Raw genomic sequence first — 13,018 nt, forward strand, 5'->3', positions numbered from 1 at the left:
GGGCAGGTTTTACGGCGAATTTATGCCGCAAGGCCGCCGGGCGCATGGAGACTTTATGCGCGCCGGGCGGACCATGCGCGGCATCGGCGGAACGGTTCCGCCCTGGATGCCACGATGTCCACCCGGTTCTGTCCGCGACGCCCGCACGCCGTCGCCTGTGCCTTGCTCACGCTGCTGACCGCATCCGCGGCGCAGGCCCATGATTTCAGCGGCACGGCCGCGCTGACCTCCGATTACGTCTGGCGTGGCACCAGTCAGAGCAACGAACGCCCTGCCGTGCAGGCCGGCGCGAAACTCGCGGGTGACAACGGCTTGTACGCACAGGTCTGGGCGTCGAGCGTCGAGTTCGCGCCGGAAGCGCAGGCCTCGAGCGAGTTCGATCTGGTCGCCGGCTGGAGCGGCGCGCTGTCCGACGCCTGGGCGCTCGACGTCAACCTCACGCACTACCGCTATACGGGCACGACGGTCGATCTCGACTGGACCGAAGCCAACGCGACGCTGACCCTGCACGACCGGTACTGGCTGCAGATCGGGCATTCGAACGACGCGCTCGCCAGCGATGCAGCGGGCACCTACGCGCAGCTCGGCACGCGCCTGCCGCTGGGCGACACGGTCCGGCTCGAAGCCGCCGCCGGTCATTACCGGCTCGACACCGCGAACGGCGACAACGACTACACGCACTGGCAGCTGGGTGCGGTCTGGGCATTCGCCGCGCCGTTCGAACTGCGGGTGACCGCGCACGACACCGACGCCGACGCGCAACGCGTGTTCGGCCCCTGGGCCGGCGCACGCGTGGAAGCGGCGCTGCAGGCCGCGTTCTGACCCGCCCTTTTTCGTCCGCTTGCCACCGGCCCTTCCCATGATCGAATTCCTCATTCCACTTGCGCTCGCGATCGCACTCGCATGGCCGCTCGGGCGCTACCTCGCCGCGGTGATGCGCGGCGGCGCGGCCCCCGGCGATCGCGTGTTCGCGTGGATCGAACGTCCGCTGTATCGCGTGCTCGGCGTCGACCCGGCGCGCGGCATGGGCTGGAAGGCCTATGCCCTCGCCTTCCTCGCAAGCAACGCGATCCTGCTCGCGCTCGCGACCGCGCTGTTCATGACCCAAGCCTGGCTGCCGCTCAATCCCAATGGCGCGCCCAACATGCGCTGGGATCTCGCGCTGCACACCGCGATGTCGTTCCTGACCAACACCAACCAGCAGCACTATTCCGGCCAGGCGCAGCTGTCGCATCTGGCGCAGATGACCGGCATCGTCGGTCTGCAGGTGGTGACGCCGATGATGGGGCTCGCGCTGGTCGCCGCGACCCTGCGTGGGCTGTTCGGCGGGCGCGCGAATCCGCAGGACATGGCACGACGCGAAGACGGTTCGCCGGTGACGCCTGCGAAGCCGGCCGACCGCATCGACATCGGCAACTACTGGGCCGACGTGATCCGTCCCACCGTGCGCGTGATGCTGCCGCTGTGCCTGTTGTGGTCGCTGCTGCTCACCGCGCAGGGCGTGCCGTCGACGCTCGACGGCGGCCCGGCGGCGACACCCGTCGACGCCAGCGCCGGCATGGCGTCGCAAAAGATCCCGCTCGGTCCCGTCGCGGCGATGGTCGCGGCCAAGCAGCTCGGCAGCAACGGCGGCGGCTGGTACGGCCCCAACAGCGCGGTGCCGCTGGAGAATCCGACGCCGGTGTCGAACCTGCTGGAAATGCTCGCGATCGTGCTGCTGCCGATGGCAGTGGTGTTCATGGTGAGCGCGTTCACCGGACGCCGTCGATTCACCGCGCTGGTGTTCGGCAGCATGTTGCTGATGTCGCTGTTGTCGGCCGGCGCTGCGACCTGGGCGGAAGCGCACGGCCCGGCGAGTGGCGCGTCCGCGCTGATGGAAGGCAAGGAAGTCCGTCTCGGCGTGGACGCATCCGCCGCGTGGGCAGCGCTGACCACGCAGGTCAACAACGGCTCGGTCAACATGATGCACGACTCCGCCGCGCCGCTGACCGGCCTCGTCGCGATGGCCAACATGCTGGTCAACGCGATCTGGGGCGGCATCGGCTGCGGCCTGCAGCAATTCCTGGTCTATCTGCTGCTCGCGGTGTTCGTCGCAGGGTTGATGACCGGGCGCACGCCGGAACTCTTCGGACGCAAGATCGAAGCGCCCGAAGTGAAACTGCTGGCGGTACTGGTGTTGCTGCAGCCGGTCGCCCTGCTCGGCATGACTGCGGCGACGCTGGCGATGCCGTCACTCGCCGGCACCTCGAATCCCGGCTTCCACGGTGTGTCCCAGGTGTTCTACGAGTACGCCTCGGCGTTCGCCAACAACGGGTCCGGCTTCGAGGGCCTCGGTGATGCCACCGCGTGGTGGAACCTGTCGACGACCGCGCTGCTCGCACTGGGCCGCTATCCGGCGCTGGTGTTTCCGCTCGCGATCGCCGCGCTGCTCGCCGCCAAGCGCGTCGCCCCCGAGAGCGTCGGCACGCTGCGCATCGAAACGCCGACCTTCGCGCTGACCCTCGTCGCGATCGTCGTGATCCTCACCCTTCTCCAATTCATGCCGGTGCTGGTGCTCGGACCCGTTGCCGAACACCTCGCACTGGCCACCTCCGGATCGATCCGATGAATCCCGCCACCGACACCGCCGCGCCGACGCGCGGCACCAACCCCGGCCTGTTCGACGCGACCATCCTGCGCGCTGCGCTGGTCCACGCGTTCCGCAAACTCTCGCCGCGTCATGCGCTGCGCAATCCGGTAATGGCCGTGGTCTGGCTCGGCACCGTGTTGACCGCGGTGCTGACCGCATCCGGTCACGCGTCGTCGCCCGGGATGGGCTGGACGGTGACGGCGCTGCTCGCGATCACGGTGCTGTTCGCGAACTTCGCCGAAGCGCTGGCCGAGGCGCGCGGTCGCGGGCAGGCGGCCTCGCTGCGGCGCGCGCGCAAGGATCTCGTCGCACGCCGCGTCCGCGATGCCTCCGGCAGCGACGAAACGCAGGTGGCCGCGACCGATCTCGCGCCCGGCGATCTCGTCGTGATTTCCGAAGGCGGCCTGATTCCGGCCGACGGCGAGATCGTGCGCGGTCTGGCGACGATCAACGAGGCCGCCGTCACCGGCGAATCGGCGCCGGTGCTGCGCGAGGCCGGCACCGACAGGTCCGGCGTGATCGGCGGCACGAAGGTGCTGTCGGACGAGATCGTGGTGCGGGTGACCGTCGAGCCGGGCCACAGTTTTCTCGATCGCATGATCGCGCTCGTCGAAGGCGCCAACCGGCAGAAGACGCCGAACGAGATTGCGCTCGGCCTGCTGCTCGGCACGATGACGCTGACCTTCCTGGTCGTCGTGCTGACGCTGCCGGCGATCGCGGGCTTCGTCGGCGCGCGCCTCGATCCGCTGCTGCTGGTCGCGCTGCTGGTGTGCCTGATCCCGACGACCATCGGCGGTCTGCTGCCGGCGATCGGCATCGCCGGCATGAACCGGGCGCTGTCGGCGAACGTGCTGGCGAAATCCGGCAAGGCGGTCGAAGTGGCCGGCGACGTCGACGTGCTGCTGCTCGACAAGACCGGCACCATCACCTACGGCGACCGTCAGGCGACCGCGCTGCATGCGCTCGCGGGCATCGATCCCGATGCGCTGCGCGACGCCGCCCTGCTCGCCTCGCTGGCCGACCCCACGCCCGAGGGCAAGTCCATCGTCGCGCTCGCGCGCCGCCCCGGCGCCTCGCTCGACGCACCGGCGCAGGCGCACTTCGTGGCCTTCACCGCGCAGACGCGGATGAGCGGCGTCGACATGCCCGGCGGCACTGGCACGCGGCAGATCCGCAAGGGCGCGATGGACGCGATCATCGCCCACGTGCAGGCGCTCGGCGGCGAGGTGCCGGCGGAACTGCGCGGCCGGGTCGAACAGGTCGCGCGCAACGGCGCGACGCCGCTGGTCGTCGCCGATGGTCGTCATGTGCTCGGCGTCGTCGAACTGTCTGACGTGGTGAAGACCGGCATCCGCGACAAGTTCGCGCAGCTGCGGGCGATGGGCGTGCGCACGGTGATGATCACCGGCGACAACCCGCTCACCGCCGCGGCCATTGCCGCTGAAGCCGGTGTCGACGATTACATCGCCGAAGCGCGGCCCGAGGACAAGCTCGCGCGCATCCGCGCCGAACAGGCCGGCGGTCGCCTGGTGGCGATGGTCGGCGACGGCACCAACGATGCGCCGGCGCTCGCCCAGGCCGACGTCGGCCTGGCGATGAACTCCGGCACGCAGGCGGCGAAGGAAGCCGGCAACATGGTCGATCTGGATTCCGATCCGGCCAAGCTGCTGCGCGTGGTCGAAGTGGGCAAGCAGCAGCTGATCACCCGCGGCGCGCTGACCACGTTCTCGCTGGCCAACGACGTATCGAAGTACTTCGCGATCCTGCCGGCGCTGTTCGCCGCCTCGGTGCCGTCGCTCGCCGCGCTCGACGTCATGCAGCTGTCGAGTCCGCGCAATGCGGTGATCGCGGCGCTGGTGTTCAACGCGCTGGTGATTCCGATGCTGATTCCGCTCGCGATGCGCGGCGTGCGCGTGCGCGCGGCCGGTGCCACCGCGCTGCTGCGCCGGAACATGCTCGTCTACGGCGTCGGCGGCGTGCTGCTGCCCTTCGTCGCCATCAAGCTCATCGACCTGGCGCTGGCCGCCAGCGTCGGCCCCTGAGGAATCTGTCATGTCGTCCAGAGAATCCACCGTCCACGCACGCACCGCGCCCGATGCGGGCACGCTGCGCCCTGCATTGATGCTCGCGCTGCTCACCCTGTTGTGCGCCGGCCTCGCCTACGCTCTGGTCGCGACCGGTCTGGGCCGGTTGCTGTTCCCGGCGCAGGCGCAGGGCAGCCTGATCGAACGCGACGGCCGCATCGTCGGCTCCGCGCTGGTCGCGCAGCCCTTCGCCGATGCGCGCTACTTCATCCCGCGGCCGTCGGCGGCCGGCTTCGATCCGATGGCGATGGCCGGCAGCAACCAGGCACGCAGCAATCCCGAACTGCTGCAGACCATCGCGGATACCCGCGCGGAGATCGCGGCGCGCGACGGCATCGATATCTCCGACGTGCCGGCCGATCTGGCCACGCGCTCCGGCAGCGGGATCGACCCGCACATCTCGCCCGACGCCGCGCGCGTGCAGATCGCGCGCGTCGCGGCGGCGCGTCGTCTCGATCCCGCGCAGGTGCGGGCGCTGGTCAAGGCGCACACGCAAGGGCCGAAGCTCGGCGTGCTCGGCGCGGCGCGCGTCGACGTGCTCGCGCTCAATCTCGCACTCGATGCGGCCGACGCCACGCGAGGCGCAGAATAGGCCCATGCCCGCCGATCGCGATGCCCGCGCCGATGCCCTGCTCGCCGATGCCGCGCGTGATGCCGGCCCGGGGCGGCTGACGGTCTTTCTCGGCGCGGCGCCCGGCGTCGGCAAGACCTGGACGATGCTGGCGCGTGCCCGCGAACTGCAGGCCCAGGGTCGCGACGTGCTGGTCGGCATCGTCGAGACCCACGGCCGCGCCGAGACAGCGGCGATGCTCGACGGTCTTGAGCAGCTGCCGCGTCGGCGCCTGCCGCATACCGCCGCCGATGGCACGCGTCGCATGCTCGACGCCTTCGACGTCGACGCGGTGCTGGCGCGCCGGCCTTCGCTGGTGCTGGTCGACGAGCTCGCCCACCGCAACGCGCCGGGCAGTCGTCACGAACGACGCTGGCAGGACGTCATCGATTTGCTCGACGCGGGCATCGATGTGTTCACGACGGTCAACGTCCAGCATCTGGAAAGCCTCAACGACGTGGTCTTCGCGATCACCGGTGTGCGCGTCACCGAGACCGTGCCCGATGCGGTGTTCGACCGGCTGCGCGACATCCGTCTGGTCGATCTGCCGCCGCGCGAACTCATCGAACGCCTCAACGCCGGCAAGGTCTACCTGCCGGACCAGGCGGCGCAGGCACTGCAGGCGTTCTTCTCGCCGTCGAATCTCGCCGCGCTGCGCGAACTGGCGATGCAGGCCGCAGCCGACCGCGTGGATGCGGATCTGCGCGAATCGCAGGCCGCGCGCGGTTTGCCGGGCATTCCGCTGCGCCGGCAGGTGCTGGTCGCGATCGATGGACTCGGCGCGTCGGAGTATCTGGTGCGCGCTGGGCGCCGCATCGCCGAACGCCGCGACGCACCGTGGACGGTGGTCACCGTGCAGACTGGCCGTCCGCCGGACGAAGCGCGGCAGCTGGAACTCGACCGCGCGTTCGCGCTCGCGCGCAGCCTCGGCGCGTCGACCGAACTGCTGCACGGTCACCAGATCGCCGCCACCCTGCTCGACCACGCCGAGCGCAGCGCCGCCTCGTCGATCGTGGTCGGCCGCACGCGCGAGCGTCCGGTTGCGCGCATGTTCAACCGCACGCTGACGCAACGCCTGCTGCAGCAGGGTGCGCATTACGAACTGGTCATCATCGGCACGCCCGGCGCCCGCGCGCGGGCGCGACGCGCGCAGCGGCTGCGTGCCGACGGCGATCTGCTGCGCGAAGGCGCATTCGCGCTGGCCGCCACTGCCGCGGCCAGCGGCATCGGCTGGGTCGCGCAGCATCTGCTCGGGCTCGAAGACCTGTCGATGGTGTTCATCGTCGCGGTGGTGCTGGTGGCCGCGCGCACGCGCATGGCCACCGCCGTACTGACCGCGGTGCTGTGTTTCGGCGGTTACAACTACTTCTTCATCGAGCCGCGTTTCACGTTCGACGTCGCGACCCATCGCGGCCTGGTGACCGTGGTGCTGTTTCTCGCGGCCGCGCTGATCGCCGGGCGTCTGGCCTCGCGATTGCGCCAGCAGGTGCTCGCGCTGCGCGCCGCCAACACGCATGCGACCGGTCTGCAGGCGCTGGGCCGTGATCTGGCCGGCGCCGCCGATCTCGGCCAGGTGGCCGCCGCAGGCCGCCTCGCGCTCACGCGGGTGCTCGGTGTGCCGGCCTGGCTCGACATCGGCCAGCCCGGTGGCGACGTGTCGAAACCGGTCGATGTCGACGCTGCCGCGAGCGACTGGGTGCGACGCCACGGCCAGCCCGCGGGCCGCTTCACCGACACCCTGTCCGCATCGCGCTGGTGGCTACTGCCCGTGCGCGACGGCGAGACGCTGCATGGCGTCGCCGCGCTGCGCCCATCCGACGACGCCGCGCGCCCGGGGCTCGAAGAACGTCGTCTGGCGCAGGCCATGCTCGACGACATCGCCCAGGCCGCGTCGCGCGCGCGACTGGTCGCCGATCTCGAAGCCGCGCGCGTCGGCGGCGAAACCGAACGCCTGCGCTCGGCGCTGCTGTCGTCGGTCTCGCACGACCTGCGCTCGCCACTGGCCTCGATGATCGGCTCGGCGAGCAGTCTGGTCGGCTATGGCGAATCGATGGACGCCGCCGATCGCCACGCCCTGCTCGACACCATCGTGCTCGAAGGCGAACGGCTCGACCGTTACATCCAGAACCTGCTCGACATGACCCGGCTCGGCCACGACGGCCTCACCCTCAACCGCGACTGGATCGGCGTCGACGAACTGGTCGGTGCGGCCACCGGGCGCCTGCGTCGCTACCAGCCCGCGCAGCAGATCGAGATCGACATCGACCCGGAGCTGGCGCCGGTCTGGGTGCATCCGGCGCTGGTCGAGCAGGCGCTGTTCAACGTGCTGGAGAACGCGGCGAAGTTCTCGCCGCCGGACGTGCCGATCCGCGTCGAAGCGCGCGCGATATCCGCGCCCGACCCAGGCGATACGCGTGCGTGGTTGCGCATCGACGTCCTCGACGCCGGCCCGGGCATTCCCGAGGACGAACGCAGCCGGATCTTCGACATGTTCTACAGCGTCGAACGCGGCGATCGCGGCCGCACCGGCACCGGCCTCGGGCTGACGATCTGCCAAGGCATGATCGGCGCGCACGGCGGCGCGGTGTCGGCGCTGCGCGGCCCCGGCGGCACGGGTACGCTGATCCGCATCGAGCTGCCGATGCAGCACCCGAACGGACCCGAGCGCGACGATCCCGATGACTGAGCCGACACCCGCCAGCGCCGCGCGCATCCTCGTCGTCGACGACGAACCGCAGATCCGACGCTTCCTCGACATCAGCCTGCGCGCGCAGGGTTGGCAGGTTGCGTTGGCCGACACCGGCGCGCAGGCGCTGGACACGCTGGCCCGCGACGGCGCCGACCTCGTGGTGCTCGACATCGGCCTGCCCGACATGGACGGCCACGCGGTGCTGCGCGCGATCCGCGACTGGTCGCAGGTGCCGGTGGTGATGCTGTCGGTGCGCAGCGACGAGAGCGGCAAGGTCGCGGCGCTCGACGCAGGCGCGAACGACTACGTGACCAAACCCTTCGGCACGCAGGAACTGATGGCGCGCGTGCGCGCCCTGCTGCGACAGCAGACGCAGGCGCCGGATGCACCGCCGGTGTTCGACGACGGGCATTTGCGCATCGATCTGGCCCGCCGCGAAGCGAGCCTCGACGGCGTCGCACTCGCACTGTCGCGCAAGGAGTTCGCCCTGCTGTCGCTGCTGCTGCGCAACGCCGGCCGCGTGATCACCCAGCCGCAGCTGCTGCGCGAGATCTGGGGCCCGACCCACACCGACGACGCGCACTACGTGCGCATCCTGGTCGGCAAACTGCGCCAGAAGCTCGGCGACGACGCCGCACAGCCCCGCTACATCGCGACGGAACCCGGCGTGGGTCTGCGTTTCATCGACGCCGAACGTCACGCATGAAAACGCCCCGCTGGTGCGGGGCGTTGCGGATCACACGCGGACGAAGCGCCGCCCGGTCATCCCGCGAGCATCGCGCGCAGCAATGACGGAATGCCCGACGATGCGGCCGCGACATTGTCGAGCACATCCTCGAACGTGATCACCTCGTCCACCTGCGGGCCTGCGCCAGCTGCCCAGTTGGCGACGATCGCCAGGCACGCGTAATCGAGCCCCAGTTCGCGCGCGAGCCCGGCTTCCGGCATCCCGGTCATGCCGACCAGATCGCAGCCGTCCCGGCGCATGCGCGCGATTTCCGCTCGCGTCTCCAGGCGCGGCCCTTGCGTCGCCCCGTAGCAACCGCCGTCGACCAGCGTCACCCCGGCGGACGCGGCCGCCTCGAGCACGCGCTTGCGCAGCACCGGCGTGTAGGGATCGCCGAAGTCGACGTGCAGCACGTCTGTGCCCTCTTCCTCGCAATAGGTCGACACGCGGCCCCATGTGTAATCGATCAACTGGTCCGGGCACGCCAGCACGCGCGGCCCGAACCGCTCGGTGATGCCGCCGACGGTGTTGAGCGCCAGCACCCGCGTCGCACCCAGCGCCTGCAGCGCCGACAGATTGGCCCGGTAGTTCACCCGGTGCGGCGGGACCGAATGCCCCTCGCCATGCCGCGCCAGAAACGCGACGCGCTTGCCGTCGAGCGTGCCCACCCGCACCGGACCCGACAACGCGCCATAGCGCGTAACCGGCTGATGCGGCTCCACATCCTGCAGGTCGGCCAGCTGATAGAGGCCGGTGCCGCCGATGACGGCCAGATCGATGTCGAGGTGCATGAGGGTACTCGCGGGGATGACGGAAGCGGTTCGCCATTCTCGGCCATCCGCCCTGATCGGTCACGGACCCTGCCATCGCGCCGCTGCGGCAGTGCACATGAACACATACGGCGCATTGACGGTCATGGGCCTCATGTCATCGCGTCTGGCAGGCTACATGAACAAACGGAATTTCCTGACAAGGGAAATGCCTATCAGCACTTGACTACAGACTCTTTACACAAGCTCGAATTCGACTAGTATCCGAAAAACCTGTTGTTACTAATTCGTTCAGGGGCGCTGGCTGGAGCGGTCGATAACCGCCCAGGCGGCGGCAACAGGCGGGGACCGACCCGGATCACCGGGCGGCATGAACATCCATCTAGCGGGAAGACCGAACATGGCGACTCGTCGAGTCAATCGTCTGCTGTCCAGAAACATCAGGTTCAGTGCCCTCAGCATCGCGCTGGGTATGTGTGTCGCGGGTGGCGTGCAGGCGCAGAGTGCAGTGGGTTCCATCTTCGGCAACGGACAGCCGGGCGCGACCATCACGATCCAGAATCCACAAACGGGCTTGAGCCGGACGAGCACCGCCGGCGCCGACGGACGCTTCACCTTCAGCCAGTTGCCGTCCGGTACCTACGTGGTCACCACGGACGGCCAGCGACGGGAAGTCGAGGTCAAGATCGGCGGCGGCTCGCAGGTCGTGTTCGGTGGTGGAACGACCGACCTGGGTAGGGTCAACGTCACCGGAACACGTGCCTTCAATCCGATCGACGTCTCGTCGGTCGAATCCAACTCGGTCTTCACCGCGGAGCAGCTGATCTCGTTGCCGGTCGCCAGTGACGTGTCCTCGGTGGCGTTGCTCGCACCCGGCACCGTACGTGGCGACACCGGCCTGGGTGGCGGCAATCTCGCGTCGTTCGGCGGTTCGTCCGTCGCGGAGAACGGTTACTACATCAACGGCTTCGACGTGACCAACATGCGCACGTTCCTGTCGTTCGCGGACACGCCGTTCCAGAGCATCGCGCAGCAGCAGGTGAAGACCGGCGGCTACGGTGCCGAGTACGGGCGGTCGCTGGGCGGCATCATCAGCATCGTGACCAAGTCCGGTTCGAACGACTGGCATTACGGCGGCAGCGTCGAATGGGCGCCCGACTGGGGCCGTTCCGACGGCCGGAACGTACAGCAGCGCGATCCGGATGCACCGAACCCGCTGTATCAGTACCGCAGCGACAACGAGTCGGACAGCACGGTGTACTCGGCTTATGCCAGCGGACCGATCGTCAAGGACCGGCTGTTCTTCTTCGCCCTCGCCGAAGGTCGCAGCGATACGTTCGACACCTATAGCGCCCTCACCAGCCAGCGTACGCGCAACACCAGTCCGCAGGGCATCCTGAAGCTGGACTGGTACATCAGCGACCGCAACCTGCTCGAATTCACCGGCATCTACAACCAGGCCAAGACCAAGTACAACACCTTCGAGAACGACCTGGATGCCAACGGCGACGAACGCTACAACGTCGGACGCCACGAGTTGCCGACCGACCAGTACGAGGTCGAAACCGGTGGCAAGGTGGGCATCCTCAAGTACACGGGTTACTTCACCGACAACTTCACGGTGTCCACGCAGTTCGGTTATCTGAGCAACCTCATCTCGTCACGGCTGCCCGCGGCGGGCGCGGGATCCGAGTGCCCCTGGGCGTACAGCTTCGGCCTGACGACCGGCACGCTCGAGCGTTACATCGGCTGCAATCCCGGCACCATCAGCACGGTGCCCGACGCCGACGCACCGCCGGACGAGGATGTCCGCAAGGCGTTCCGCGTGGATGCCGAATGGATTCTCGGCGATCACCGCGTGCGGTTCGGCGTCGATCACGACAGCTACGACTCCAGCCATCGCGGCCTGACGTATGCCGGCGGCATCAATTGGGCTTACTACCTGGTGCCCAACAATGCCGTGGCGACGGGCGCATTCGCAGGTCAGCCGGGGCGCACGGTGAACGGCACGCTGGTACCACGCGGCGCCCGGTATGCGCGTTCGCGCGATTTCCAGAGCAGCAGCTCCAGCTACGAGAACATCAACAGCGCCATCTACGTCGAAGACAACTGGCAGATCACCGACAACTTCCTGGCGTACATCGGCCTGCGCGGCGAGAAGTTCGAGAGCAGGAACGGTGACGGTATCGCGTGGGTCGAATCGGATTACGAGATCGCACCGCGTCTGGGCTTCTCGTGGGACGCGAATGGCGATGCCAGCCTGAAAGTGTTCGGTACGCTCGGTCGCTACTACATTCCGGTGGCCACCAACTCGAGCATCCGTGCGACGGGCGCGGAATCGACCGTGTCCAACTGGTACTACGTCACCGGCTGGAACGAAGCCGACGGTCGTCCCGTGGGCCAGGGTGCGCAGATCGGCCAGACCCAGACCAACGGCTCGCTCGTGGCGCCCAACCCCGCATCGGTCGCGTCCACCAACCTGTCGCCGATGTACCAGGACGAACTGATCCTGGGTGGACAGCTGCAGCTCAATGAGAACTGGATGGCGGGCATCCGCGCCACGCGGCGCCAGGTGAAGTCGGGTATGGACGACACCTGCCAGACCAATCCGTGGATCGAATGGGCTGACGACAACGGCTTCGACGATTTCGATCCGGGCTCGGTGCCGAGCTGCTACTTCGTCAATCCGGGCGAAGACGCCATTCTCAACGTCGACCTCGACGGCGATGGCACGCTCGAGCTGGCGACATTGCCTGCCTCCTACCTCGGACTGCCGCGCTACAAGCGCAACTACAGCGCCCTGGAGCTCTTCTGGGAACGCACGGGCGAGCGGTTCAACCTGCAGGGCTCGTACACGATCTCCAAGACGCGCGGCAATGTGGAGGGTTACGTCAACTCCACGCTCGAGCAGGAAGACGCCGGCCTGACCCAGGACTTCGACCATCCGCTGTTCACCGACGGCACCTACGGTCCGACACCGAACGATCGACTCCACTCGCTCAAGCTGTTCGGTGCCTACAGGCTCACGCCGGAATGGCAACTCGGTGGCAACCTGATCGTGCAGTCCGGCCGTCCCGTCAACTGTCAGGGCTACATCCCGCTCGAGGGCATCGCCCAGCCTGACCTCGGCACACTGACCCCCTACTCGGGATCGAGCTTCTATTGCCTCAATGACGCAGGCGTCCGCGAACTGCGTCAGCGTGGCGACGAGGGACGCACGCCGTGGGCGTGGACGTTCGACCTGAGTGCGGCGTACGTGCCGAACTGGGCCGACAACCGGCTGCGCTTCAAGGTCGACGTGTTCAACCTGTTCAACAACGACAAGGTCACCGAGTACAACGAGTTCAAGGAGCAGTCGCGCGACAACATCAGTCCGAACTATCTGAATGATGTGAACTACCAGTCGCCGCGCACGGTGCGTCTGACCCTGCGTTACGACTACTGATCCACGTTCTCGCTGGCGTCAACGAATCCGGCCCCGCGAGGGGCCGGATTTTCTTTGTCCGATG

8 protein-coding genes are annotated in these 13,018 nt (G+C 68.4%); 7 read left to right on the forward strand and 1 reads right to left on the reverse strand.

Annotated elements, in window-relative coordinates; translation table 11 throughout:
* Positions 1-114: 114 nt before the first annotated feature.
* From AC3A5T_RS12190 to AC3A5T_RS12215, 6 genes are read left to right on the forward strand one after another with little or no spacing between them, the layout of a single operon-like run.
* Positions 115-822: a TorF family putative porin gene (locus AC3A5T_RS12190; protein ID WP_487628807.1), complete on the forward strand. Its 708-nt coding sequence runs from the start codon at positions 115-117 to the stop codon at positions 820-822.
* Positions 823-859: 37 nt separating this feature from the next.
* Positions 860-2,608 carry a potassium-transporting ATPase subunit KdpA gene (gene kdpA / locus AC3A5T_RS12195; RefSeq protein WP_487628808.1) on the forward strand — a complete coding sequence of 583 codons (1,749 nt, stop codon included), beginning with the start codon at positions 860-862 and terminating at the stop codon, positions 2,606-2,608.
* Positions 2,605-4,671: a potassium-transporting ATPase subunit KdpB gene (kdpB, locus tag AC3A5T_RS12200; RefSeq protein WP_487628809.1), complete on the forward strand. Its 2,067-nt coding sequence runs from the start codon at positions 2,605-2,607 to the stop codon at positions 4,669-4,671. Before kdpA ends, kdpB begins: the two co-directional genes overlap by 4 nt.
* Before the next feature lie 10 nt (positions 4,672-4,681).
* Complete coding sequence (kdpC, locus tag AC3A5T_RS12205) at positions 4,682-5,305, forward strand: potassium-transporting ATPase subunit KdpC (protein ID WP_487628810.1); 624 nt, start codon at positions 4,682-4,684, stop codon at positions 5,303-5,305.
* A 4-nt stretch (positions 5,306-5,309) separates the two neighbouring features.
* A complete protein-coding gene (locus AC3A5T_RS12210) occupies positions 5,310-8,009 on the forward strand; it encodes a DUF4118 domain-containing protein (RefSeq protein WP_487628811.1) in 2,700 nt (899 codons plus the stop codon).
* Entirely contained in the window at positions 8,002-8,718 is a 717-nt protein-coding gene (locus tag AC3A5T_RS12215; protein WP_487628812.1) for a response regulator, read from the forward strand. The genes AC3A5T_RS12210 and AC3A5T_RS12215 overlap by 8 nt, the downstream gene beginning before the upstream one ends.
* Positions 8,719-8,774: 56 nt before the next feature.
* Here the strand turns inward: AC3A5T_RS12215 and AC3A5T_RS12220 are convergent, their stop codons facing one another.
* The gene (locus AC3A5T_RS12220) at positions 8,775-9,530 is read right to left on the reverse strand and encodes an S-methyl-5'-thioinosine phosphorylase (protein ID WP_332077419.1); all 756 of its coding nucleotides are present in this window, start codon (positions 9,528-9,530) and stop codon (positions 8,775-8,777) included.
* 451 nt (positions 9,531-9,981) lie between these two features.
* Between AC3A5T_RS12220 and AC3A5T_RS12225 the strand changes: the two genes are divergently transcribed.
* Complete coding sequence (locus tag AC3A5T_RS12225; protein ID WP_332077716.1) at positions 9,982-12,954, forward strand: TonB-dependent receptor; 2,973 nt, start codon at positions 9,982-9,984, stop codon at positions 12,952-12,954.
* Positions 12,955-13,018 lie beyond the last annotated feature (64 nt).

The organism is Luteimonas sp. Soil_C_16, from assembly GCF_057657295.1.